Source organism: Saccharothrix sp. AJ9571 (assembly GCF_021725495.1).
Lineage (GTDB): Bacteria > Actinomycetota > Actinomycetes > Mycobacteriales > Pseudonocardiaceae > Amycolatopsis > Amycolatopsis magusensis.
The window spans coordinates 3,829,775-3,855,000 of record NZ_CP091382.1 but is presented as its reverse complement, the minus strand read 5'-3'; the positions used below and the strand labels follow the sequence as shown (position 1 = coordinate 3,855,000).

Here is a 25,226-nt window from a genome sequence, read left to right as displayed (position 1 = left end):
TAGTATTCTCAAAGGAAACCCCGACGAGGGGGTTTCATATAAGCTCTACTGGCTTAGTTCACTAGCACACTGTTGAGTTCTCAAGCAACACACTACATTGTCTGGCAGTGCTCCCAGGGCAAAGTACAACCAACCGCTTCGATCTAGTCGTTGGGGTTGGCCTTCCCATCCTGGGGGCCGTCGCAGTACGTTACCCGGTCCGGCTCGCGGAGTCAACCCCCGCTCGGCCCTGGCTCGCTCCCTGGCGACGAAGAGAAGATTACATGGTCCCCAACCCCCCGAAAACAGGGGGGTACCTTAACGGTGTTTCCGCAGGTCAGAGCACTGGAAGCAGGGTACGCAGCTCGTACGGGGTGACCGCGCTCCGGTAGTTGTCCCACTCGACCCGCTTGTTCCGCAGGAAGAAGTCGTAGACGTGCTCTCCCAGCGCCTCGGGCAGCAGCTCGGACCGCTCCATCTCGGTCAGCGCCTCGCCCAGGTTCTGCGGCAGGTTCTTGTAGCCGGCCGCGCGGCGCTCGGCGTCGGACAGCGACCAGATGTTGTCCTCGGCGGGCGCGGGCAGCTCGTAGCCCTCGGCGATGCCCTTCAGCCCGGCGGCCAGGATCACCGAGTAGGCCAGGTACGGGTTGCAGGCCGAGTCCAGCGTGCGGATCTCCACCCGGCGCGAGGACGCCTTGCCCGGTGAGTACATCGGCACGCGGACCAGCGCGGACCGGTTCGACCGGCCCCACGACACGGTCGTCGGTGCCTCGCCGCCGCTGATCAGGCGCTTGTACGAATTCACCCATTGGTTGGTCACCGCGGAGATCTCCCGCGCGTGGTGCAGCACGCCGGCGACGAACGCCTTGCCCGTGTCCGACAACTCGTGCGGGTCCTCGGGGTCGTAGAAGGCGTTGCGGTCGCCCTCGAAGAGGCTGACGTGGGTGTGCATGCCCGAACCGGGCTGGTCGGTGAACGGCTTCGGCATGAACGTGGCGCGCACGCCCTGCGTCAGCGCCACCTCCTTGACCACGTACCGGAAGGTCATCACGTTGTCGGCCATGGTCAGCGCGTCGGCGTAGCGCAGGTCGATCTCCTGCTGGCCGGGCGCGCCCTCGTGGTGGCTGAACTCCACGGAGATGCCCATCGCCTCGAGCGTCTCGATGGCGTGGCGGCGGAAGTGCGTCGCGGTGGCGTGGCTGGCCTGGTCGAAGTACCCGCCGTTGTCCGCGGGCTCCGGCTCGGTGCCGTCGTCCGGGAGGTTCGACAGCAGGAAGAACTCGATCTCGGGGTGCACGTAGCAGGTGAACCCGGCCTCGCCCGCCTTCGACAGCTGGCGGCGCAGCACGTGCCGGGGGTCGGCCCACGAGGGCGAGCCGTCGGGCATCGCGATGTCGCAGAACATCCGTGCCGAGTACGGCGCGCCCTCGGGTGTTTCCCACGGCAGCACCTGGAAGGTGGCCGGGTCGGGCTTGGCGACCATGTCCGACTCGTAGACCCGCGCGAACCCCTCGATGGCGGATCCGTCGAACCCGATCCCCTCGCTGAAGGCCCCCTCCAGTTCGGCGGGCGCGACCGCCACCGACTTGAGGAACCCGAGCACGTCGGTGAACCAAAGCCGCACGAAACGGATATCCCGTTCTTCAAGCGTGCGCAGCACGAACTCCTGCTGGCGATCCATGGCCGCACCCTATGCGGATCGTGTTAACGGCGTGTTTCACGACGCCCGGTGGCGTGGCACGGCGATGGACATCACGGCGGCGATCACGCACAACCCGCCGGCGACCAGCCAGGCCAGGTCGTACTCGCCCTGCAGGTCACGCACCAGTCCGGCACCGAAAGCCGCGATGGCCGCGCCGACCTGGTGCGAGGCGAACACCCAGCCGAACGCGATGGGCGCGTCTTCGCCGAACTTCTCCCGGCAGAGCGCGACGGTCGGTGGCACGGTGGCGATCCAGTCCAGGCCGTAGAAGATGATGAAGACCCACATGCTCGGCTCCACACCCGGCGCGAACAGCGAGGGCAGGATCATCAGCGACAGGCCGCGCAGCGTGTAGTAGGCGCCGAGCAGGATCCGCGGGTTCACCCGGTCGGTGAGCCAGCCGGACAAGATCGTGCCCGCCACGTCGAAGATGCCGATCAGCGCGAGCAGCGAGGCCGCGGTGGTGTGCGGCATGCCGTGGTCGTGCGCGGCGGTGACGAAGTGCGTGCCGACCAGACCGTTGGTCGACGCCCCGCAGATCGCGAAACCACCCGCGAGCAGCCAGAACGTCTTCGTGCGCGCGGCAACGCGCAGGGTGCGCAGCGCGCGGGCCGCGCTGCTGCCCGTCACCGGCGCGACGGCTGCCTCCGGCTCGCCACCATAAGCGGTGGTACCGACATCGGCGGGCCGGTCGTGCAGGAAGAGCGCCACCAGCGGGACGACCGCGAGCGCGGCGAGCGCCACCACGATCGACGCCGTGCGCCAGCCGTATTCGGTGGCCAGCGCGGCGACCAGCGGCAGGAAGATCAGCTGGCCGGTGGCGCCCGCGGCGGTGAGGATGCCGCTGACCAGGCCGCGGCGGTGGACGAACCAGCGTCCGGTGACGGTCGCGACGAAGGCCATCGACATGGAGCCGGTGCCCACGCCGACCAGCACCCCCCAGAGCAGTTGGAGCTGCCAGGACGCGGTCATGAAGATGGTGAGCCCGCTGCCCGCGGCGACCAGGATCAGCGCCCAGGAGACCACCCGGCGCATGCCGAGCCGGTCCATCAGCGCGGCGGCGAACGGGGAGATCAGGCCGAACAGGACGAGGTTGATCGACACCGCGGCGCCGATCGTGCCGCGTGCCCAGCCGAACTCGGCGTGCAGCGGGTCGATCAGCACGCTGGGCACCGACCGGAACCCGGCGGCGCCGATCAGGGTCACGAACGCGACGGCCGCCACCACCCAGGCGCGGTGCAGCCGGTGGGTGCGCTGTTGGAGTTGAGTCACGTGGTCAGTTTCGTGAAACTTCGAGAGGCCAACTAGTGGCCGGAGCGCCAATATGTGAAAGAATCCGGCCATGGCCGAACCGCACCGCGTCGTCGTGCTCGCGATCGAGGAGGTCGTCGGGTACGACATGCAGCTCCCGGCGCTGTTGTTCCGGATCGCCGAGCGGAACGGCGAAGCGCTCTACGACGTGCGGATCTGCGGGGTCGACGATCAGCCGGTCCGGGTGAGCGCCGGGTACACCGCGGTGCTCGACCACGGGCCGGAGGTGCTGGCCGAAGCCGACACGGTGATCGTCCCGGGCACCCGTGTGCGGGGACCGCGGCACGAAGGCACGCTGCCGGACGACATCGCCGCCGCGCTCGCGTTGATCCGGCCGGGCACGCGGATCATGTCGATCTGCACCGGGGCGTTCGTGCTGGGCGCGGCCGGGATCCTCGACGGCAGGCCGGCCACCACGCACTGGGCTTACGCGGACGAGTTGCAGGCGCTCTACCCCGAAATCCTGGTCGACGAGAACGTGCTCTTCGTCGACGACGGTGACGTGCTGACTTCAGCCGGGCTCGCCGCGGGCGTGGACCTCTGCCTGCACGTGCTGCGCGCGGACCACGGCAGCGAAGTGGCCAACACCGCGGCGCGCTACACCGTGGTGCCCCCGTTCCGCGAGGGCGGGCAGTCGCAGTTCATCGAGCGGCCGGTCACCGACGAAGGCGCCGGCACCACCGCGTCGACCAGGGCCTGGGCGCTCGCCCGACTCGGTGAGCCGCTGGACCTGGCGACGCTGGCCGAGCACGCGCGGATGAGCGTGCGCACGTTCAGCAGGCGTTTTCGCGCGGAAACCGGGCTCTCGCCGCGGGCGTGGCTGATCCAGGAACGGGTGAAGCACGCGCGGCACCTGCTCGAGAACACCACGCTGCCGATCGACCGGGTCGCGGAGGAATCGGGGCTCGGTACGTCGGCGTCGCTCCGGCAGCACCTCAACGCGGCCATCGGGGTGTCGCCGCTGACCTACCGCCGGACCTTCGCGCGCGGCTGAAACGGCTAACGTGGGCAGCATGTTCTCGCGCCGCCTGCTCGGGCTGCTGTTGTTGACCGGACTGCTGGGCGGGTGCACCGTTTCGCCGGACACCAGCGGGCCGCTGCCGGACGGTGCCGGACTGGTGCGCGAAGCGGCCGCGGCGGTCGAACGGCTGAACACCGTGCACTTCAAGTTCGGCATCAGCGGCATGCTCGACGGCCTCGAAGTGCTCGACGTCGAAGGCGACGCGGACCGCGCGGGCGGGACGCACGGGTCGGCGCACGGGCGGGCCGGGGTGCAGGAGGCGAACGACCGCGTCGACTACCAGTTCCAGCTCAGCGGGGACACGCTCACGCTGACCGACCAGCAGGGCGCGAGCCGGACCGAGGTGCCGCCGCTGTTCACCCCGGCGACGCTGCTGGACGCCTCGCGCGGGTTGCCGCGGCTGCTCAGCGGGGCGACCGGGCTGGAGACCGAGGGCAAGGAACGGCTCGGCGAGGTGCACGCGTACCGGGTGACCGGCAAGGTGCCGCAGGCGGTGATCAGCGCGGTGGTGCCGTCGATCCAGGCGGACGTGGACGTGAAGTTCTGGGTCGAGCAGGCGGCGACGCGGAACCTGGTGCGGGTGTGGCTGCAGGTGCCGCCGCGGCAGGCGAACGAAGGCGCAATCATGCTGGAACTGGCCCTTACGGCCCCGAACCAACCGGCCCCGGCGACGACCTGAGTGCCGTGAATGTGGCTTTCACGGCATGGGGTGGGGATCTGGCGGTATCACGAATGTGGCTTTCGGGACGTTGGAGGTCTCGAAAGGCACATTCGTGACATCGGCGGGGTGGGGCCGTGGCTGTCCCTCGGGCTGCCCAGCTGGGCGCCGAATGTGGGACTCGGCTGCCTGGACGTGGAACCCGGCTGTCTGAATGTGGGGCTCGGATGCCTGAGTGTGGGGTTCGGGTGTCCGAACGTGGGGCTCGGCTGCGCGAGTGCGGGACTCGGTTGCAGAAATGTAGGACTCGGGTGTCTGAACGTGGGATTCGGGTGCCCGAGTGTGGAACTCGGGTGCCTGAACGTGGGACTCGGCTTCCCGAGTGTGGACTCGGGTGCTTGAACGTGGGGCTCGGGTGCTTGAACGTGGGGCTCGGGTGCCTGAACGTGGGGCTCGGGGGCGTGGGGTTCGCGGGGGGGTTAGGGGGTGGGGCAGCGGGTGGTGGGTGGGGGGAGGGTGCCGCTGATCAGGTAGTCGGTGCCGGCGTCGTCGACGCAGGGGACGCCTTGCAGGAACACGGTGTGCTGCGTCCCTTCGAAGGTGAGCAGGCTGCCCTTCATCGCCCGAGCCAGGTTGACGCCGGCGTCGTACGGGGTCGCCGGGTCGTTCGTCGTGGAGATGACCAGGACCGGCGGCACGCCGTCGACCTTCGGGGTGTGGGGTTCCGAGGTGTTCGGCACCGGCCAGAAGGCGCAGGTGTCCAGTGCCGCGCCGTCCGGTTTGCCGTCGTCCAGGAAGGGGGCGGCCTCGTTGGCGCGCGCGACCAGTTCGGCGATGCGGGCCTTGTCGGTGATCTTCGGGTTGTCCACGCAGCTGATCGCGGTGAACGCGTCCTGGATGGCGCCGTAGGTCCCGTCGGCACCGCGTTCGTTGTACTGGTCGGCGAGCGCGATCAGCTTGTCGCCGCGCCCCTGCTCCAGTTCGTTCAGCCCGGCGTTGAGCTGCTTCCACAGCTGGTCCGAGTACATCGCCTGGATCGCCGCGGTCCCCAGGTCCTCGTAGGACAGCTTGCGGTCCCCGGCGGGCACCGGCTTCTCGATCAGCGGCCGGGTCAGGTCCTGGAAGGCCTTCGTGGCGCCAGCCGGGTCGCGGCCGAGTGCGCAGTCGGACTGCTCGGCGCACCACTTCGCGAACTCGCCGAACGCCTTGCCGAAGCCGGCGATCTGCGCGAGGTTGCCTTCGAGCTGGTCCTGTTCGGGGTCGACCGCGCCGTCGAGCACCATCGCGCGCACCTTGTCCGGGAACGCCTCGGCGTAGGTGTAACCGATCTGCGTGCCGTAGGAGTAGCCGAGGTAGCTCAGTTTCTGGTCACCGAGCGCGGCGCGGAGCAGGTCGAGGTCCTTGGCCACTTCCCTGGTGCCGAGGTTGGCGAGCATGGCGTTGCCGTGTTCGGTGCGCTCGGCGCACTTCACGCCGAACTCCCTGGCCTCGTTCTCCTGCTTCGTCACGCCCTCGGGCGAGCCGTCGGTCTCGGCGTCGTCCGCGCGATCGGCGTCGCGCTCGGAGTCGGTCAGGCAGCGGATCCTCGGCTCGCTGGCGCCGACCCCGCGCGGGTCGAAGCCGACGAGGTCGAACCGCTTGCCGACCTCGCCCTTGGCCGCCGGTACGGACAGGCCCGCGGCGGCCACCATGCCGGAGCCGCCCGGCCCGCCAGGGTTGACCACGAGCGAGCCGATCCGCTCCCCCGCCGCCTTGTGGCGGAGCACGCCGATGCTGATCTTCTCCGCGTCCGGTTTCGCGTAGTCCAGCGGCACGCTCAGCCTCGCGCATTCGAGACCGGGCACCCGGAACGCGGCTCTGCTGTCCTCACCCGTCGCGAACGGCGCGCACTCACCCCAGGCGAGCGTCTGCGCGTAGAAACCGGCCATCGGGTCGGGCGGCGGCGTCGGCGGCGCCAGGGACTCGACCACCGTGTGCGGCGGGCTCGCCGCCGGTTCTTCGGCCGAGCAGGCGGCGGTGACCAGGGCGAGCGGCAGCACAACAGCGATCACTGAGCGGAACGGGGGCACCACGAGATCGTGCCACCGAACCCCCGTTCGGCGCAGTGCGCGACTTCACCCCACGGGGTGAAGATCGATTCACCTTCCCGTGCAGCGGGTGCCCTCCGGTGGCAGTGTGCCGTCGACCAGGTAGTCCTCGCCCGCCTTGTCCACGCACTGGATCCCCTGCAGGAAGACCGTGTGCTGGGTGCCTTCGAAGGTGAGCAGCGCGCCCCGCATGCCCTTGGCCAGGTTCACGCCGGCGTCGTACGGGGTCGCGGGGTCGTTCGTCGTCGAGATCACCAGCACCGGCGGCACGCCTTCGACGTTCGGCGTGTGCGGCTCGGAGGTGTTCGGCGCGGGCCAGAACGCGCACGAATCGAGCGCGGCGCCGTCCGGTCGCCCGTCGTCGAGGAAGGGCGCGACCTGCATGTACCGCTCCTGCGACTCGAGGATCTTCGCCTTGTCCGTGACGCGCGGGTCGTCGACGCAGCGGATCGCGGTGAACGCGTCCTGCGTGGTCGAGTACCTGCCGTCCGACCCGCGCTCGTTGTAGGTGTCGGCGAGCTTCATCAGCGTGCCGCCGTTCCCGCTCTTCAGTGCGTTGAGTCCGCTGTTCAGGGTGTCCCAAAGTTGCTCGCTGTAGAGCGCCTGCACGGTCGCGGTGGTCGCGTCCTCGTAGGAGAGCAGACGGCCGTCGCCGACGGCGGCCTTGTTGTCGATGAGCGGGCGGGTCAGGTCCTGGTAGGCCTTCGTGGCGCCCGCCGCGTCAACGCCGAGCGAGCAGTCCTGCTCGGTCACGCACCACTTCACGAACTCGTCGAACGCCTTGCCGAAGCCCTGCCCCTGCGCGACCAGCGATTCGACCGGGTCCTGCTCGGGGTCGAGGGCGCCGTCGAGCACCATCGCGCGGACGTTCTGCGGGAAGGTCTCCGCGTAGGTGGACCCGATGCGCGTGCCGTAGGAATAGCCGACGTACGAAAGTTTCGCGTCGCCGAGGGCGGACTTGAGCACGTCCATGTCCTTGACGACGTCCCTGGTGCCGACGTTCGCGAGCATGGCGTCGTGGTGGTCGGTGCGTTCGGCGCAACGCTCGGCGAAGGCCCGGCTCTCCTCCTCCTGCGCCTGCACGCCTTCCGGCGAACCGTCGGTTTCGATGTCGTCGGCGCGCTCGGCGTCGCGTTCGCCGTCGGTCAGGCAGCGCACCTGCGGCTGGCTCGCGCCGACGCCCCGCGGGTCGAAGCCCACCAGGTCGAAGCGCGCGGTCAGCTCGGCGGAGGACTCGGTCATGCTGGCCACCGCCGCCATGCCGGACGCCCCCGGTCCACCCGGGTTGAACAGCAGCGATCCGATGCGCTCCCCGCCTTCGGACCGGTGCCGCAGCACGCCGATGGTGATCGTTTCGCCCTGCGGCGCGGCGTAGTCGAGCGGCACGGTGAGCCGGGCGCATTCGACACCCTTCACCCCAAAGGCCGTCTTCGTGCTCGTCGTTGTCGCGTAGGGTGCACAGTCGCCCCAGCTCAAGGGCTGCGCGTAGAACTTTTCGAGACCGGCGGGAACCGGACCCGCCGGTCCTTTCGTTTCGGTCACCGGCCGCGGTGGTTCAGCCTCGGTGGAACAAGCGGCCAGAACGACCGGTAGCGACGTTAGGACGAGGACAAGGCCCAGCTTGGACCGGTAGCGTTCGAGTCGGCGCACCTCGACGATGGTGCCAGCACCGAAGAGCGGAACTCGGACGCGGTAGGGCCGCGTTGGGCAAGCGGAACAACGCCCGCTGGGCGCGACACGACAGAGGAGAGCACGGGTGGCAGCGTTGATGAGCCGGGTCGGCAAACGGTTGCGCAGGATCATCCAGCGGCCGGCCAGCGTGGAACTGACCCGGTACGAGGCCCTCCTGCCCGCCGTCGAAAAGCGGGAACCGGAGATCGAAAAGCTTTCCGACGAGGAGTTGACCGAGACCGCGGCGAAGCTGCGCGAGGTGGAGAAGTGGGGCGACGACCAGCTCGTCGAGCTGGGTGCGCTGGGTCGTGAGGCGGCCCGCCGGGCGCTCGACGAACGCGCCTTCGACGTCCAGGTGCTCGGCACCCTGGGCCTGCTCACCGGGCACGTCGTGCAGATGGCCACCGGTGAGGGCAAGACACTGGCCGGCGCGCTCGCCGCGGCGGGTTACGCGCTGCAGGGCAAGCGCGTGCACGTGGTCACGGTCAACGACTACCTGGCCCGTCGTGACGCCGAATGGATGAAACCCATTTTCGACCTCCTGGGTGTCTCCGTCGGCTGGGTGGAGCCGTCGCGCACCCGTGAGGAGCGCCGCGAGGCCTACCACGCCGAGGTCACCTACGGCGCGGTCAGCGAGATCGGCTTCGACATGCTGCGCGACCGCCTGGTCACCGACCCCGACGAACTGGTCCAGCCGGACCCCGAGGTCGCGATCATCGACGAGGCGGACTCCGTGCTGGTCGACGAGGCCAGGGTGCCGCTGGTGATGGCCGGTTCGGTGGACGCGGGCCAGGCCGACGAAGAGGTGGCCAACGTCGTCCGGCGGCTGCGTCTCGGGCTGCACTACGAGACCGACAAGGACGGCCGCAACGCCTGGCTGACCACGGCCGGGTCCTCGGTGGTGGAGAAGTCGCTCGGCGGCATCGACCTCTACGGCGAGTCCGGCGCCGGGCAGGACCGCCTGGCCGCGGTGAACGTGGCGCTGCACGCGCACGCGCTGCTCGAGCGGGACGTCGACTACCTGGTGCGCGACGGCAAGGTGCAGCTGATCAACGCCTCCCGCGGGCGGGTCGCCGAGCTCCAGCGCTGGCCGGACGGGCTGCAGGCCGCGGTCGAGGCCAAGGAGCAGGTGCCGCCGTCGGATCGCGGCGAGATCCTGGACTCGATCACCGTGCAGGCGCTGATGGCGCGGTACCCGCACGTCGCGGGCATGACCGGTACCGCGGTGGCGGTGGCCGAGCAGTTGCGCGAGTTCTACAAGCTCGAGGTGGCGGTCATCCCGCCGAACACGGAGAACGTCCGCGAGGACGCCAAGGACCGCATCTTCGCCTCGCCGTCGCAGAAGCTGCGCGCGATCGAGGAGGAGATCGCGCGGGTGCACGAGACCGGGCAGCCGATCCTGGTCGGCACCCAGGACGTGGCCGAGTCCGAGGAGCTGGCCGAGAAGCTGTCGAAGGTCGGCCTCGAAAGCGTGGTGCTGAACGCGCGCAACGACGCCGAAGAAGCGGAGATCATCGCGGACGCGGGCCGGTTCGGCGCGGTCACCGTGTCCACCCAGATGGCCGGTCGCGGTACCGACATCCGGCTGGGTGGCAAGGACGGCAAGGACCGCGAGCGCGTCGCCGAGCTGGGCGGGCTGCACGTCATCGGCACCGCGCGCTACCCGAGCAGCAGGCTCGACGACCAGCTGCGTGGCCGCGCCGGGCGCCAGGGCGACCCGGGCAGCTCGATCTTCTTCGCCAGCCTCAACGACGACCTGGTGCTGCAGAACGCGCCGGACATCCCCGAGGGCATCGACTCCGACGACGAGACCGGCGAGATCACCGACGTCGCCGCGCACCGGCAGATCAAGCACGCCCAGCGCGTGGCCGAGGGCGTCGACCTGGAGATCCACCGCAACACCTGGCGCTACACGCGGCTGATCGAGCGGCAGCGCACCGAACTGCTGGCGCACCGCGACAAGCTCCTGCGCACCGACCTGGCCAAGGAGCAGCTGGAGAAGGGCGCGCCGGAGAAGTTCAAGGAGCTGTCCGATGCGGTGGACGACGAGGAGAAGGTGGCGCGGATCTGCCGCGAGATCGCGTTGTTCCACATCGACGAGCTGTGGTCGGACCACCTGGCCTTCCTGACCGACGTGCGCGAAAGCATCCACCTGCGCGCGCTGGCCAGGGAGACCCCGCTCGACGAGTTCCACCGCGCGGCGATCCCGGAGTTCCACAAGATCATCCCGGAGACGGAGAAGCGCTCGATCGCCACGCTGGAGGAGGGCGAGATCACCGAGAACGGCATCGACCTCGCGGCCTCCGGGGTCCGGCGGGCGACCTCGACGTGGACCTACCTGGTGCACGACAACCCGTTCGACTCCGACGCCGAGCAGGCGCTGAAGAAGGTGCGGAGCCTGCTCCGCCGCAAGAAGGATTGAGTCTAAGGATTGAGTCTTCGGCCGCGCCTCCGGCGCGGCGGCGAGGTCGCTTTTGACCCGTTCACTGGAGTGAGGCACCCCAGGCCGCTGGGGCGACCCGGGGCACCTCACTCCAGTGAACGGCGCGACCTCGCAGGTGTCAGCTGCGGAAGGGGCCGGTTACCTCGTAGGTGATGCCGCCCGAGGTGGAGCCGGTGGTGCCGCGCTGCGACGAGAAGTACAGCCGGTTCCCGGCCGGGGTGAACGCCGGGCCGCAGATCTCCGAGCCGCTCTGGCCGTTGATCCGCAGGAAGGGCGCGACCACGTCGTTCGGCGTGAGCACGCAGATCTCCATGTTGCCGCCGTCTTCGGCGACGAAGAGGTCACCCGAAGCCGTGCCGGTCACGTTGTCCACGCCGGTCAGCGGCGGGCTGCCGGGGCTCACCAGCGAGTCGTCGTAGGCCAGTTCGTAGGTGTTGTCCGCCAGGTTCAGCTGCCACAGGCGGTTGTCGCCCTTGGTGGTGAACCACGCGGTGTCGTTGGCGTAGTGCAGGCCCTCGCCGCCGTTGAACCGCTTCGCGCCGGAGACCTGGTTGCGGGTCGCGGTCGGCGAGCCGTCGACGTCGGGCACATCGGCCCAGGTGAACGAGCCGGAGGTGGCGGTGCCCGCGCGCAGCACCTGGAGCTTGCCCGCGGAGAGGTCACCCCAGGTGGTCGGCAGGAAGCGGTAGAGGCAGCCGTCGGAGACGTCCTCGGTCAGGTAGACGGCCTTGCGCACCGGGTCCGCCGCGGCGGCTTCGTGCTTGAACTGCCCCATCGCCGGCCGCCGGATCGCCGCTTTGACGCCCCACGGGTCGCATTCGTAGACGTAACCGCGGTCGACCTCTTCGCAGGACAGCCAGGTCTTCCACGGGGTCGCGCCCCCGGCGCAGTTGACGCGGGTGTTCGACAGCACGCGGTAGGCGCCGGTGATGGTGCCGTTCGCGTCGAACTTCAGCGCGCTGGCACCGCCGCCGAGCGGGATCTCGGAGTTGGACACGTAGATCCAGCCGCTGCCGTCGGCGAAGACCGCACCGCCGTCCGGGGCGTCGTGCCAGGTGTAACCGGCGACCTTCTGCCGCGAGCGGGCCACGATCCGGCTGGTGAACCCGGCCGGGAGCTGGATGCCGTTGGCGTCGGCGGCCTGGAGCGGGCCGTACGGGCTGGGGCCGTTCTGGGCGGGGTTCGCCAGTGCCGAGGGGGTGAAGGTGTTGCCGAACGCCGTGACCCCCGCGCCGAGTACTGCCGCGCGCAGGAAGTTACGCCTCTTGAGGGTCGACACGCTGTGCCTCCGATGAGTTTCGCAGGGTTCCGCAGGGTGGTGGGGGAACCCACCGGACGCTACGGAAACGCGCTCACCGGGTACAGGGACCGGCGGTGAACTCCCGGCTAAAGGCGCAGTCAGTGCACCTCGCGCCAGGAGTTGGTGATGGGCAGGCGGCGGTCGCGGCCGAAGGCCTTGAAGGTGATCTTCGTGCCCGGCGGGTACTGGCGGCGCTTGTACTCGGCCTTGTCGACCATCCGGACCACGCGGTCGATCACCTCGGCGTCGAAGCCGGCGGCGAGCAGGTCGGCGAAGCCGCGGTCGCCCTCGACGTAGTCGTCCAGGATGTCGTCGAGCAGGGCGTAGTCCGGCAGCGAATCCGAGTCGAGCTGGTCCGGGCGCAGCTCCGCGGACGGCGGCTTGCTGATCGAGTTCTCCGGGATCGGCGGGGTCTCGCCGCGTTTCTCGGCTTCGGCGTTGCGCCAGCGGGCCAGCTGCCACACGTGCGTCTTGAACACGTCCTTGATCGGCGCGAAGCCGCCGACGGCGTCGCCGTAGATGGTCGAGTACCCCACCGCCAGCTCGGTCTTGTTGCCGGTGGCCAGCACCAGGTGACCGTCCAAATTGGACAGTGCCATCAGCAGCATGCCCCGGGTCCTTGCCTGGATGTTCTCCTCGGCCAGCCCGGTCAGCTTCAGCTGGTCGACGTAGATCTTGACCATGTCCTCGACCGGCTCCACGCGGAAGTGCGCGCCGATGCGGCGGGCCAGTTCGGCGGCGTCGGAGCGCGAGTGCTCCGAGGAGTACTTCGACGGCATCGAGACGCCGTGGACCGCGTCACCACCGAGGGCGTCGGCGGCGAGCGCGGCCACCACGGCCGAGTCGATCCCGCCGGAGAAGCCGAAGATGACCGAGCGGAAACCGTTCTTGTGCACGTAGTCCCGCAGGCCGACGACCAGGGCCGACCACACCTCCGCCTCGTCCGCGAGCGGCTCGCTGACCGGCGGCTCGGCGAGGGGTTCGTAGGCGGGCAGCGGGTCCGGCGAGAGCACCCGGCGGTGGACGTGCAGCCCGGCCAGTTCGCCGTCGGCGGCGTGCCCGCCCGCCTCGATGTCCATGTCCAGCACGAGCAGGTGCTCGGTGAACTGCGGGGCGCGCGCCAGCAGCCTGCCGTCCGCGGCGACCACGATGGAGTCACCGTCGAAGACCAGGTCGTCCTGACCACCGACCTGGTTGGTGTAGACCAGGGGCGCACCGGCCTCGGCGGCGCGGCGGGCGATCAGCGGCAGGCGGATGTCGTCCTTGGACCGTTCGTACGGCGAGGCATTCGGCGCCACCACCAGGTCCACCCCGGCCTTGCCCAGCGCGGCGATCGGGCCGCCGTCCTGCCAGATGTCCTCGCAGATGACCATGCCGATGTCGATGCCGTGGTAGCGGACCACGTCGAGCGTGGTGCCCGGCTTGAAGTAGCGGTGCTCGTCGAACACGCCGTAGTTGGGCAGGTGGTGCTTGAACTGCCTGGCCACGACCTCGCCCCGGTACAGCGCGGCCGCGGCGTCCCGCGGCCCGGCCTCGTCCAGGTCGAGGTAGCCGACGTAGACCAGCACCTCACCGCACCCGGCCTCGTTCAGCCGCGCGGCCACTTCGTCCACCTTCGCGCGGGAGGCTTCGGCGAAGGTCTTGCGCAGGGACAGGTCCTCGACCGGGTACCCGGTCAGCGACATCTCGGGGAAAACCACCACGTGGGCACCGGCCTCGACGGCCTTGCGCGTCCACTCGACGGTCTGGTCGGCGTTCCCGGCGAGGTCCCCGACAGTGGGGTTGACCTGGGCCAAGGCGAGGCGCAGTTGCGGCATTGCGCCATTCTCGCGCACGCGGGCCCGCCCGGCGACCAGGTGTGCTCAACTCCGCGCCCAATAGGGTTGCCGGATGAACCGAGAGCAGTACACCGCCGAGCTGGCGCACTACGGCACCACGCTGGCCGCGGCGGCCACCGAACTGAGCAGACCGGTGCCGAGCTGTCCGGACTGGACGGTGGCGGACCTGGTGTGGCACACCTGCGAGGTCTTCTACTTCTGGCGGCTGCAGTTGAGCGGGCTGGTCAGCGGGCCGGATAACTACCTGGAGCCGAAGCGGCCCGCCGAGGACGAGCTGCTCGACCGGTACGCGGACAACCTGCGCCACCTGGTCGAAGCGGTCCGGCGGGCGGACCCGTCGAAGCCGGTCTGGACCTGGTCGGCGGACAAGACGGCCGGGTTCGTCCAGCGCCGGATGGCGCACGAAGCCGCGGTCCACGCCTGGGACGCGCTGCTCGCGGCGGGCCGGGACGAGCCGATCGGCCGGGACCTCGCGGTGGACGGGATCGACGAGTTCCTCACGCACTTCCTGCACGACTCCCCGGCGGAGGACCTGGGCGGCTCGGTGCACCTGCACGCCACGGACGGGCCGGGCGAATGGACCATCGCGCACGACGGCGGCGGCTGGCAGGTCACGCGGGAACACGGGAAGGGCGCGGCGGCGGCGCGGGCGAGCGCCTCGGACCTGCTGCTCCTGCTGTGGCAGCGCCGGGACGTCTCAGCCGTGGAAACCTTCGGCGACCCGGCCGTGCTGGCGCGCCTGCTCAAGTCAGCCCACACGAACTGACCTGGGCTTCCGGCCGTCAGCAGGCCGTTCTGGGGTGAGCTGAAACTACAAGATCCTGCACTTGGGCCGGACCTGTCGGACCCGCGGGTTACGGTCGCGAAGTGACCACGTTCCACGCCATCCACACCGAGCGCCTCATCCTGCGTCCGTTGCGCCAGTACGACCGGGAGGCCGTCGTGCGCATCCAGTCCGATCCGGAGACGAACCGCTTCAACCCCGACCCGCCGGACGTCAGGCAGGCGGGCAAGCAGTTCGAGTACTGGCTCTCGCACTGGGAAGAGCACGGCTACGGCTACTTCGCCGTCGTCGAGGCCGCGACGGGCGAGGTCGCCGGGGTGGGTGGCGTGCAGTCGAAGGAAATGCACGACGAGCAACTGGTGAACCTGTACTACCGCTTCCGCCCGCAGAGCTGGGGGAAGGGCTACGCCACCGAAATGGCGCGGGCCGCGGTCGAGTGGGCAGAGCGCGCGCTGCCCGACCGTCCGGTGGTGATCTCCGTGGCACTGATCAACGAACCGTCCCGGCGGGTGGCCGAGAAACTCGGCTTCACGCCCTACCTGGAGGAGGACTACCAAGGACAGCGGTCAACCCACTACCGCCGCTCACTGTCCACAATGGACACCTGACGGTTCTCGCAGTCGCCGTCCCAGTCCCGCGGCAGCGGCGTGGGCGTTTCCGGGGCGACGACGGAGACCAGGTGGTCGAGCACCGCGTCCGCGTGGCCGACCAGCAGGTGACCGGCGTCGGGCAGGGTGATCACCCGTGCCTGCGGGATCATCGCGCAGCCTTCGCGCACGTCGTCGGGCAGCCGGTAGTCGTCGAACTCCGGCACCAGCGCCACCACCGGCTTGCCCGTCGGTGCCCAGGCGGCCCGCTGCTCCGGGCTGCTCCAGCGCAACGGGGGTGCGATCAGCACGAGGCCATGGACGAGGTCTTGGGCCGGGTCCTCGGCTGGGGCTTCGCCGAGGCCGTGCATGAGCGCGAGGTCGCTGCCGAACGACCAGCCGGCCAGCCAGACCCGGGGTAGCTCCCGGGCCCGGACGAAGTCGAGTGCGGCCGCGACGTCGAGGCGTTCGCCTTCGGCCGCGCCGAAGGTGCCCTCGCTGCGCCCGGCTTCGCTGGCCGCGCCGCGCGTGTTGAACCGCAGCACCGCGAGCCCGGCCAGGGCCGGCAGGCGGAAGGCGGCCTTGCGCAGGACGTGCGAGTCCATCATGCCGCCGTGCGTGGGCAGCGGGTGCAGCAGCACCACGGTCGCCACGGGTGCGCGATCGGCGGGCAGTGCGAGCTCGCCGACCAGCCGGAGGCCGTCCTCGGTGTGCAGCGTCACCGCCTCGCGCCGCGCGGGGAGCAGGGTGTTCGGTCCGATCCTCACCACCGGCCGGGCCTCCTTCTCGCTCTGGCGTCCCAGCAGGGACGGTGCCAATGCCGCCGGTCGGTCACCGAGCCGGTCCCGTCGGCGGGCCACACCACCACGTGGGGCACGCCGGGGCGGATCTCGTGGTCGCAGCCGGGGCACCGGTAGAACTTGGTCGCCTGCGCGCCCGGGACCGAGCGGACGAGCCAGTCGCCGTCGGCGCCGGTCTCCCTGCCGGCCCAGCCCGTCGCGCCGCCCAGTTCACGGGCCGGCGGGCTCACGGGGCCGCGCGAGGGCTTGTTGCGTCGAGGCACGCGGATCACGGTATCCGCCTTGGTCAGCCGAAGTACCGGCCGGGCGGCACGCCGACCGCGCGACGGAAGGCGGCGACGAAGGCGCTCGGTGACGAGTAGCCGACGCGGTCGGCCACGCCTGCCAGTGGCATGCCGTCGGCGAGCAGGGGCAGCGACGCGCGCAGCCGGACCTGGGTGCGCCACCGGCCGAAGCTGAGCCGGGTTTCGGTGAGGAACAGGCGGGCCAGGGTGCGCTCGCTCGCGCCCACCTCGCGGCCGAACCGGTCGAGCGTGCGGTCGTCGGCGGGCTCGGCGATCAGCGCTTCGGCGACCCGGCGCGCCCGCGCGTCCGTCGGCAGCGGCACGCTGATGGGCGTCACCGGTACGGGTTCGATCAGGTCGAACGCGACCGCTTCGGCGCGGCGGCGGGCGTCCTCGGCGAGCCCGCCGGCGGTCAGGTGGTCGAGCAACTCGCGCAGCAGTGGGCGCACGCGCACGAGCCGGGGTGCCTGCCACGAGACCGGCGACTGCGCGGCGTCCATGAAGATCCCGCGCAGCACGGCGTTCCCGCTGGAGCCGGTGCGGTGCCGCGTACCGGCGGGCACCCACAGCGCCCGCGCGGGCGGCAGCACCCAGTGCGCCGAGCCGACGTTCACCGCGACCACCCCGCGCGCCGCCCAGGCGAGCTGGTGGTGGTCGGGGTGGACGTGCCAGTCGAGCCAGGTGCCCGAAGGGAGGTCGAAGTGGCCGAACAGCATCGCCTCGGGCTGTCGGTTCAGCGACATGGCTTGGCAGCCTATCGCCTTCCGGCCAGGCCGGAACCGCCCTAACGTCGGCGCATGGCGATGAACTGGTACCACCGGCGGCTGTGCAGTTCCGAAAAGTGGGCGAAGCTCGTCGAGGAGGAGATGCTGCCGTGGTCGCTCGAGGACGTCGAACTCGGTGACCACGCGCTGGAGATCGGGCCCGGCTACGGCGCGAACCTGCGTGTGCTGGTGGACCGGGTGCCGAGCCTGACCGCACTGGAGATCGACGAACGGATGGCGCGGGACCTCGAACGCGGCCACGGTGCCCGCGCGAAGGTCATCCACGGTGACGGGACGGCGATGCCGTTGCCCGACGACGAGTTCAGCTCGGTCGTCTGCTTCACCATGCTGCACCACGTGCCGACCGCGGCCCAGCAGGACCGGCTGTTCGCCGAAGCGTTCCGCGTGCTGCGGCCCGGCGGGGTGTTCGCCGGGAGCGACGGCGTGCACCGGCTGGTGTTCCGGCTGGTCCACCTCGGCGACACCTACAACCCGATCCCCCATGAGTCGCTCCCCCGGCGGCTCGCGGCGGCCGGCTTCGAGCAGGTCGAAGTGGCCAACCCGGATGGACGCCAGCAGCGCTGGCGCGCGGTCAAGCCCCGGAACTAGCCCCGAAGCCAGACCGGCTCCCACCACGAGAACGGCGTCCCAGGTCCGCCTGGGGCGCCGTTCTGCTGCGCCCGTTGACTCTCATCAGACCGTCTGCAACTCTTGAACAGCTCTGCGCAAAAAGTTGACATTGACTCGTGAAAAGTAGGCAGCCTCCAGGAATAACCCGCTCGATCGCCCCCTCAACGGAGAGGTCCCCTCGGTGATGACGGTTCTGGTGAGTTCAAGACGACGACCCCGCGCGACGAGCCTGGCCGTGGCCGCGTTGCTGGTGGCCGCGCCCACGGCGGTGCTACCGGCGATCAGCGGCACCGCCGCGGCCGCGCAGGCCAGCAGTGCACCCGCCGCCGCTTCGAAGTTCAACGACGGGGATCAGGACACCTACTGGGAAAGCAGCGCCGGCCTGCCGCAATGGGCACAACTGGACCTGGGCGCCGAACGCAGCGTCGACCAGGTGACGCTGAAACTCCCCGGCGACTTCTCCGCCCGGAAGCAGACGCTCAGCCTGCAAGCCGGCTCCGACGGCACCGGGTTCTCGACCATCACCACCGCGGCGGAGCACGCGTTCACCCCCGCCGAGCAGAACACCGTCCGGATCGGCTTCGCCCCGACCGTCGCCCGGTTCCTCCGCGTGGAAATCACCGCGAATTCCGCCGCCCCGGTCGCGCAGCTGGCCGAAATCGAGGCCCGGCCCGCCGAATTCACCCCGCTCGCCACCACGCTCACCGCGAGCAGTGCGCACGGCGAATACCCGGCGAGCAATGCCGGGGACGGCAACGCGGCGACCTATTGGGAAAGTGCGGACAACGCCATTCCGCATTGGCTCCAAGCCGACCTCGGGGCTGCTGTCCCCACCAGCCGGGTGGAATTGAAACTCCCGAGCGGCTGGGGCACGCGGACGCAGACGTTGAGTGTGCGCGGCAGCAGCAACGGCACCGACTTCACCGATCTCGCCGCCTCCTCCGGCAAGGTCTTCACCCCCACCGGCGGCAACACCGTGACCATCGACTTCACCACCGCGACCGTGCGCCACGTGCGGGTGCAGATCACCGCGAACACCGGCTGGCCCGCCGGTCAGCTCAGCGAACTCACCGTGTCCGGACCGTCCACAGGGGACACTCAGGCCCCTGGCGCGCCGTCGGACCTCGCGTTCACCGAGCCCGGCACCGGCCAGATCCGGCTCACCTGGACCGCCGCCACCGACAACGTGGGCGTGACCGGCTACGACGTCTACGCCAACGGGATCCTGCGCACCAGCCTCCCGGGCACCGTACTGACCCACACCGACAACCAGCCGGCGGGCACCACGATCGCCTACTTCGTGCGGGCCAAGGACGCCGCCGGGAACCAGTCGGCGAACAGCAACACGGTGACCAGGGGCGGCACGGCCGCGGGCGCGAACCTCGCCGTGGGCAAGCCGATCACCGCGTCGTCGACCGTGCACTCCTTCGTCGCCGCGAACGCGAACGACAACAACACCGCCACCTACTGGGAAGGCGGCGCCTACCCGAGCCTGCTGACGGTCAACCTCGGGTCCAACGCGGACCTGGATTCGGTGGTGGTCAAGCTCAACCCGGACCCGATCTGGGCCGGCCGCACGCAGACGATCGCGGTGGAAGGCCGCGAGCAGGCCGCGACGGGGTTCACCACGCTCGCCGCCGCGAAGTCGTACGCCTTCGACCCGGCCGGCGGCAATTCGGTGACCATCCCGCTGACCGCGCGCGTGGCCGACGTCCGCCTCCGGATCACCGCGAACTCCGGGGCGCCTTCCGGGCAGGTCGCCGAATTCCAGGCGCTCGGTGTGCCCGCGCCGAACCCGGACCTGTCCGTCACCGGCCTGTCCTGGACCCCGGCGAACCCGGTGGAAACCGACGCGGTGACCGTCTCCGCGACCGTGCGCAACACCGGTCTGAGCCCGTCCGCGGCCACTGACGTCAACCTCTACCTCGGCACCGCGAAGGCAGGCACGGCACAGGTCGGCACGCTGGCCGCAGGTGCGTCGGCGACCGTTTCGGCGAACATCGGCCAGCGTGACGCGGGCAGTCATCCGCTCAGCGCCAAGGTCGACGAAGGCAACAAGGTCATCGAGCAGAACGAGGCCGACAACGCCTTCAGCAGCCCGTCGCCGCTCGTGGTGACGGCTGTCGCCAGTTCCGACCTGGTCGCCTCGCCGGCCGCCTGGACACCGGGCAATCCGGCGGCCGGAACCGCGGTCAACTTCTCGGTGGCGATCAAGAACCAGGGCACGGTCGCGTCGGCGGGTGGCTCGCACGGCATCACCCTGACCGTCACCGACAGCACCACCGGTGCCGTGGTGCGCACGTTCACCGGCGCCCACACCGGCGCGATCGCCCCCGGCGCCACCACCGCGCCGGTCGCGCTGGGCAGCTGGCCCGCGGTCAACGGCAAGTACACGGTGAAGACCGTGCTCGCCGGGGACGCCAACGAACTCCCGGTCAAGCGGGCGAACAACACCACGAGCCAGCCGATGTTCGTCGGGCGCGGGGCGAACATGCCCTACGAGACGGTCGAAGCCGAAGACGCCGTCGTGAGCGGCGGTGCCGCGGTGGTCGGCCCGAACCGGACCATCGGCCACCTCGCGGGCGAGGCGTCCGGGCGGCGGGCGGTGACGCTCGACAACACCGGCAGCGCCGTCGAATTCACCACCAGGGCGAGCACGAACACGCTCGTCACCCGCTTCTCCATCCCGGACGCACCGGGCGGTGGCGGCATCACCGCCACGCTGAACGTCTACGTCAACAGCACCTTCCTCAAGCCGATCACGCTGAGCTCGAAGCACGCGTGGCTCTACGGTCCCGAGGCCGGTCCCGGCAACAGCCCCGGCGCGGGCGGACCGCGGCACATCTACGACGAGGCGAGCACGCTGCTGGGCACCACGGTCCCCGCGGGCAGCAAGATCAAGCTGCAGAAGGACGCCGCGAACACCTCGCGGTACGCCATCGATTTCGTCGACTTCGAACAGGTGGCCCCGCAGGCGAACCCGGACCCGGCCCGCTACACCGTGCCCGCCGGGTTCACCCACCAGGACGTGCAGAACGCGCTGGACAAGGTGCGGATGGACACCACCGGCACGCTCACCGGCGTCTACCTGCCCGCCGGGGACTACCCGACCTCGAACAAGTTCCAGGTCTACGGCAAGGCGGTCGACGTGGTCGGCGCCGGTGCCTGGTTCACCCGGTTCACCGCTCCGGCGAACCTGGAGAACACCGACATCGGCTTCCGCGGCGAGGCCTCCGCGAACGGCTCGAAGTTCTCGAAGTTCGCCGTGTTCGGCAACTACACCTCGCGCAACGACGGACCGGGCAAGGTGTTCGACTTCTCCAACGTGTCGGACATGACCATCGACGAACTCTGGGTGGAGCACCAGATGTGCCTGCTCTGGGGGTCGAACACCGACAACACCAGGGTGTACGACTCGCGGCTGCGGGACCTGTTCGCCGACGGGCTCAACTTCACCAACGGCAGCACCGGGAACCACGTCAGCAACAACGAGGCCCGCTCCACCGGTGACGACAGCTTCGCCCTGTTCGCCGCCACCGACAACAACCCGGGCAACCAGTTCGGCAACGTCTACGAGAACCTGACCGCGATCCTGCCGTGGCGGGCCGCGGGACTGGCGGTCTACGGCGGGTACGACAACACCTTCCGCAACCTCTACCTCGCGGACACGCTGACCTACTCGGCCATCACCATCTCCTCGCTCGACTTCGGTTATCCCATGCACGGGTTCGGACCGCGGCCGACGAACTTCCAGAACATCTCGGTGGTGCGGGCCGGTGGTCACTTCTGGGGGACGCAGACCTTCCCCGGGATCTGGCTGTACTCGGCGTCGAAGACCTTCACCGGCATCCGCGTGTCCGATGTGGACATCGTGGACCCGACCTACCACGGCATCATGTTCCAGACGGACTACGTCGGCGGGCAGCCGCTGAACCCGGTGCAGGACACCGTGTTCACCAACGTCAGCATCAGCGGCGCGCGGCTGAGCGGTGACGAGTTCGAGGCGAAGTCGGGCTTCGGGATCTGGGCGAACGAGTTGCCGGAACCGGGTGAAGGCCCGGCTGTCGGCACGGCCACCTTCGACAACCTGAAGCTGAGCGACAACCACATCGACATCCGCAACACCACACCCGGGTTCAAGATCGTGCTGAACCCGTAGCTAGCGCCCGCCGGCCACCGCGAGCGGCACCAGCTGCTCCGCGGTGGTCAGCGAGCCGTGCTGCCCCAGCAGTGAAGACTCCACCGCCTCCGCCAGTTCGCGCACCATGCCGAACGAGTGCTTCGCGGCGGCGACCACGTTGCCGATCCGCGGCCGCACCCGATCGCTGACGCGCGTGCCGAACAATCCGCGCTCGATGGCTTCCTCACGGCTGTACACCCACGCCCGATCGCCGAGGATTTCCCGCCAAGCGGCCACTACCTCGGCCTCGGCACCTTCTTCGGCGTAGACGTGCCTGGCACGCGTCTCCCCGCCGATCGCCCGGACGCCGGCGAGCAGTTCCGGCGTCTCGTCGATGTCGATCTTCTCGTCGATCAGCACCATGCCGTGGTCGGCGACCACCGCCAGCAACGCACCCGGCGGCAGCCCCTCCACAATGGACTCAACCAGCCGGTCGACCTGGCGCAGCTGCATCCGCCACGCGACCGAGCCCGGACCGTAGACGTGGCCGAGGAAATCCAGTTCGCTGTGGTACGAGTAGCAGAAGCTGCGGGGTTCACCGAGCGCGTCGAGCGTGCGGGCGGCCAGGTCGCCGAGCGCGTGCACACCGCGGTACCGCGCGCCACGCTGCACCGCGTGCGTCAACGCCGAATCGGCGAACTTCGCCTCGGAGACCACGCTGGTGCGCACCCCGGCCGCGGCGGCGCGGGCGAAGGTGGTCGGCAGCGGCTGGACCTCCTCCGGCGGCAGCGTGCCACGCAGATCACCGCCGTCGTCGTGGCTGCACCAGCGCAACGCGTTCAGCACGCCGGCGCCGGGCACCTCGAAGGTGTATCCGACCATGCCGTGCTCCCCCGACGACAGCCCGGTGCCGATGGCGGCCAGCCCGGCGGCGGTCGTCGAGGGGTAGCCGACGCGCAGCTGCGAGGAGTGGAGCTCGTTCAGCACGGGCGCGTCCTCGGGGTGCGCCTTCAGCAGCTCCCAGCCGAGGCCGTCGACCAGCAGCACGCAGACGGCGGACGCCTCGCCGAAGCCGAGCGTGTCGTCGAAGCCGCCGACCCCGAGCGCGGCGAGGGCGGAGGGCACCACCTGGGACAGGTGCGGGAGTTCGGTCAGCACGACGCCAGCTTCCCACCTCGGGCACCCGGCCGCGATAATGGACGGCATGCCGACCTACGCCTACCGCTGCCGGGAATGCACCGAGACCTTCGAGCTGGCACGCCCGATGGCCGAGTCCGGTGCCCCGGCGCCCTGCCCCGGCGGGCACGCCGACACGGTGAAGCTGCTGACCACGGTCGCGCTGACCGGCTCGTCCGCCGCCCCCGCCCCCGCCGCGTCCGGTGGCGGCTGCTGCGGCGGCGGGTGCTGTTCCTAGGTGTAGTCGCGGAAGCCCTTGCCGGTCTTGCGGCCGAGCCTGCCCGCGGTGACCAGGTGTTCCAGCAGCGGCGCCGGCGCGTACCCGGCCTCGCGGAACTCGTTGTACAGGGTGCGCTGGATGGCCAGTGAGACGTCCAGCCCGACCACGTCGAGCAGCTCGAACGGGCCCATCGGCAGGCCGCAGCCGACCTTCATCGCGGTGTCGATGTCGGCCGACTCGGCGTAGTGCGCCTCCAGCATCTTCACCGCGTCGTTCAGGTACGGGAACAGCAGCGCGTTGACGATGAACCCGGCGCGGTCACCGCAGTGCACCGGGTGCTTGCCGACCGCCTGGCAGATCGCGTGCGCGGTGGCGACCACCTCCGGCGCGGTGGCGATCGTGTTCACCACCTCGACCAGCTTCATCACCGGCGCCGGGTTGAAGAAGTGCAGGCCCAGGACCTCGCTCGGGCGGGCGGTGGCCGCGGCGCACTCGATCACCGGCAGCGAGGAGGTGGTCGTGGCCAGGATCGCGCCCGGCTTGACCGCCTCGTCCAGCGCGGCGAACACCGCGCGCTTGACCTCGAGTTCCTCGGCGACCGCCTCGATCACCAGGTCCACGTCGGCGAGTTCGGCGAACTCCACCGCTGGCCGGATGCGGCCCAGCGCGGCCGCGGCGTCCTCGGCGCTGACCCGCCCCTTCTTCACCTGCCGGTCCAGCGACTTGCCGACCTTGCCCAGCGCGGCCTGCGCCTTCTCCTCGCTGCGAGCGCGCAGCACCACGTCGAAACCGCGCTTGGCGAAGACTTCGGCGATGCCGGTGGCCATCGTGCCGGTGCCGACCACGCCGACCACCCGCACCTCGCGCGGCGAGATGTCCACTGTGGATTCCTCGGGGGCCGCGCTGTCCGTCACCACCGGCGAGTCCGGCGCCTCGTAGGTGTAGAAACCGCGGCCCGACTTCCGGCCGAGCAGCCCGGCGGTGATCATCTGCTTGAGCAGCGGGGCCGGCGCGTGCAGCGGGTTGCGCGACTGCCGGTACATCGATTCGAGGATCTCGTAGGCGGTGTCCAGCCCGATCAGGTCCAGCAGCGCGAGCGGGCCCATCGGGTACCCGCAGCCGAAGCGCATCGCCGCGTCCAGGTCCTCGCGGGTGGCGTAGCGCGCTTCGTACATCCGCACGGCGTGGTTCAGGTAGCCGAAGAGCAGCGCGTTCGCGATGAACCCGGCGCGGTCACCGGTGACCACCGGCTCCTTGCCGAGCCGCCGCGCCAGTGCCACCACGTCGGTCACCACGTCCGGCTCGGTGACCACGGTCCGCACCACTTCGACGAAGTTCAGCACCGGCGCCGGGTTGAAGAAGTGCAGCCCGACCACCTTGCCCGGCCGCGAGGTGTGCACACCGATCTCGGTCACCGACAACGACGAGGTGTTCGACGCCAGGATCGCCTCCGGCTTGGTGATCCCGTCGAGCTGGGCGAAGACCTCCGCCTTCAACCGGAGGTTCTCGGGCACGGCCTCGATCACCAGATCCACGTCGGCGAGTTCGGCGAGCGAGGTGGTGCACCGCACGCGGCCGAGCAGGGCGGCGTGCTCATCTCCGGTCAGCTTCCCCCCGGCCAGCGCCCGCGAGGTCGAGTGCTCCAGGTGGCCGCGGCCCCTGGTGATCCCGGCTTCGTCCACCTCGACGGCGATCACGTCCAGCCCGCTGCGGGCGAGCACCTCGGCGATGCCGGCGCCCATGGTGCCCAGTCCGACCACTCCTACGCTCGAGAACTCGCGTGCCACGATGGGGCCTCCACTGGCTCTTCGGGGGCCCGGGGGTCGTCCCCCGGGCAATGTCACGGTTACT

At 70.2% G+C, this 25,226-nt stretch carries 19 protein-coding genes; 8 read left to right on the top strand and 11 right to left on the bottom strand.

Translation table 11 applies throughout. From position 1 onward, the window contains the following. Positions 1 to 316: 316 nt before the first annotated feature. Both glnA and L3Q67_RS17485 read right to left on the bottom strand, forming a co-directional pair. The gene (gene glnA / locus L3Q67_RS17490; protein WP_209662127.1) at positions 317 to 1,660 is read right to left on the bottom strand and encodes a type I glutamate--ammonia ligase; all 1,344 of its coding nucleotides are present in this window, start codon (positions 1,658 to 1,660) and stop codon (positions 317 to 319) included. 36 nt (positions 1,661 to 1,696) lie between these two features. Next, on the bottom strand, positions 1,697 to 2,953 hold the full coding sequence (locus L3Q67_RS17485; RefSeq protein ID WP_499190505.1) for an MFS transporter: 1,257 nt from the start codon (positions 2,951 to 2,953) through the stop codon (positions 1,697 to 1,699). A gap of 70 nt (positions 2,954 to 3,023) precedes the next feature. Here L3Q67_RS17485 and L3Q67_RS17480 point away from each other — a divergent pair, with 70 nt between their 5' ends. Continuing rightward, a complete protein-coding gene (locus L3Q67_RS17480) occupies positions 3,024 to 3,986 on the top strand; it encodes a GlxA family transcriptional regulator (RefSeq protein WP_499190504.1) in 963 nt (320 codons plus the stop codon). A 19-nt stretch (positions 3,987 to 4,005) separates the two neighbouring features. Continuing rightward, entirely contained in the window at positions 4,006 to 4,692 is a 687-nt protein-coding gene (locus tag L3Q67_RS17475; protein ID WP_499190503.1) for a LolA-like protein, read from the top strand. Positions 4,693 to 5,150: 458 nt separating this feature from the next. Here L3Q67_RS17475 and L3Q67_RS17470 read toward each other — a convergent pair whose 3' ends face one another. Both L3Q67_RS17470 and L3Q67_RS17465 read right to left on the bottom strand, forming a co-directional pair. Next, positions 5,151 to 6,722, bottom strand: coding sequence for an alpha/beta hydrolase (locus tag L3Q67_RS17470; protein WP_499190502.1), 1,572 nt, complete (start codon positions 6,720 to 6,722; stop codon positions 5,151 to 5,153). Positions 6,723 to 6,809: 87 nt separating this feature from the next. Beyond that, complete coding sequence (locus L3Q67_RS17465; protein WP_499191561.1) at positions 6,810 to 8,378, bottom strand: alpha/beta hydrolase; 1,569 nt, start codon at positions 8,376 to 8,378, stop codon at positions 6,810 to 6,812. A gap of 136 nt (positions 8,379 to 8,514) precedes the next feature. Between L3Q67_RS17465 and secA2 the strand changes: the two genes are divergently transcribed. Beyond that, positions 8,515 to 10,851, top strand: a complete 2,337-nt coding sequence (gene secA2 / locus L3Q67_RS17460; RefSeq protein WP_499190501.1) for a preprotein translocase subunit SecA — start codon at positions 8,515 to 8,517, stop codon at positions 10,849 to 10,851. A 139-nt stretch (positions 10,852 to 10,990) separates the two neighbouring features. Here the strand turns inward: secA2 and L3Q67_RS17455 are convergent, their stop codons facing one another. Further along, a complete protein-coding gene (locus L3Q67_RS17455; RefSeq protein WP_499190500.1) occupies positions 10,991 to 12,151 on the bottom strand; it encodes a PhoX family protein in 1,161 nt (386 codons plus the stop codon). A 119-nt stretch (positions 12,152 to 12,270) separates the two neighbouring features. Continuing rightward, on the bottom strand, positions 12,271 to 13,989 hold the full coding sequence (locus L3Q67_RS17450; protein ID WP_499190499.1) for an NAD(+) synthetase: 1,719 nt from the start codon (positions 13,987 to 13,989) through the stop codon (positions 12,271 to 12,273). 73 nt (positions 13,990 to 14,062) lie between these two features. Between L3Q67_RS17450 and L3Q67_RS17445 the strand changes: the two genes are divergently transcribed. Both L3Q67_RS17445 and L3Q67_RS17440 read left to right on the top strand, forming a co-directional pair. Then, positions 14,063 to 14,776 (top strand): maleylpyruvate isomerase family mycothiol-dependent enzyme, encoded by a 714-nt coding sequence (locus L3Q67_RS17445; RefSeq protein WP_499190498.1) that lies wholly within the window; start codon positions 14,063 to 14,065, stop codon positions 14,774 to 14,776. Between the two features lie 101 nt (positions 14,777 to 14,877). Next, on the top strand, positions 14,878 to 15,402 hold the full coding sequence (locus L3Q67_RS17440) for a GNAT family N-acetyltransferase (protein WP_499190497.1): 525 nt from the start codon (positions 14,878 to 14,880) through the stop codon (positions 15,400 to 15,402). On the opposite strand, the gene L3Q67_RS17435 is transcribed toward L3Q67_RS17440, so the two are convergent. The 3 genes from L3Q67_RS17435 to L3Q67_RS17425 are packed head-to-tail and all read right to left on the bottom strand — an operon-like array spanning position 15,369 to position 17,208. Further along, complete coding sequence (locus L3Q67_RS17435) at positions 15,369 to 16,148, bottom strand: alpha/beta hydrolase (protein ID WP_499190496.1); 780 nt, start codon at positions 16,146 to 16,148, stop codon at positions 15,369 to 15,371. The genes L3Q67_RS17440 and L3Q67_RS17435 overlap by 34 nt on opposite strands. Then, positions 16,145 to 16,444, bottom strand: coding sequence for an Rv1322 family protein (locus L3Q67_RS17430; protein ID WP_499190495.1), 300 nt, complete (start codon positions 16,442 to 16,444; stop codon positions 16,145 to 16,147). The genes L3Q67_RS17435 and L3Q67_RS17430 overlap by 4 nt, the downstream gene beginning before the upstream one ends. Before the next feature lie 23 nt (positions 16,445 to 16,467). Continuing rightward, a complete protein-coding gene (locus tag L3Q67_RS17425; protein ID WP_499190494.1) occupies positions 16,468 to 17,208 on the bottom strand; it encodes an AraC family transcriptional regulator in 741 nt (246 codons plus the stop codon). A 54-nt stretch (positions 17,209 to 17,262) separates the two neighbouring features. Between L3Q67_RS17425 and L3Q67_RS17420 the strand changes: the two genes are divergently transcribed. Further along, on the top strand, positions 17,263 to 17,838 hold the full coding sequence (locus tag L3Q67_RS17420) for a class I SAM-dependent methyltransferase (protein ID WP_499190493.1): 576 nt from the start codon (positions 17,263 to 17,265) through the stop codon (positions 17,836 to 17,838). Between the two features lie 205 nt (positions 17,839 to 18,043). Next, on the top strand, positions 18,044 to 22,018 hold the full coding sequence (locus L3Q67_RS17415; RefSeq protein WP_499190492.1) for a discoidin domain-containing protein: 3,975 nt from the start codon (positions 18,044 to 18,046) through the stop codon (positions 22,016 to 22,018). On the opposite strand, the gene L3Q67_RS17410 is transcribed toward L3Q67_RS17415, so the two are convergent. Then, positions 22,019 to 23,185, bottom strand: coding sequence for an alkaline phosphatase family protein (locus L3Q67_RS17410; protein WP_499190491.1), 1,167 nt, complete (start codon positions 23,183 to 23,185; stop codon positions 22,019 to 22,021). On the opposite strand from L3Q67_RS17410, the gene L3Q67_RS17405 reads away from it, so the two are divergent. Next, entirely contained in the window at positions 23,184 to 23,393 is a 210-nt protein-coding gene (locus L3Q67_RS17405; RefSeq protein WP_209662141.1) for an FmdB family zinc ribbon protein, read from the top strand. The genes L3Q67_RS17410 and L3Q67_RS17405 overlap by 2 nt on opposite strands. Here the strand turns inward: L3Q67_RS17405 and L3Q67_RS17400 are convergent. Next, positions 23,390 to 25,162: a 3-hydroxyacyl-CoA dehydrogenase family protein gene (locus L3Q67_RS17400; protein ID WP_499190490.1), complete on the bottom strand. Its 1,773-nt coding sequence runs from the start codon at positions 25,160 to 25,162 to the stop codon at positions 23,390 to 23,392. The two genes, L3Q67_RS17405 and L3Q67_RS17400, sit on opposite strands and share 4 nt — an antisense overlap. Positions 25,163 to 25,226 lie beyond the last annotated feature (64 nt).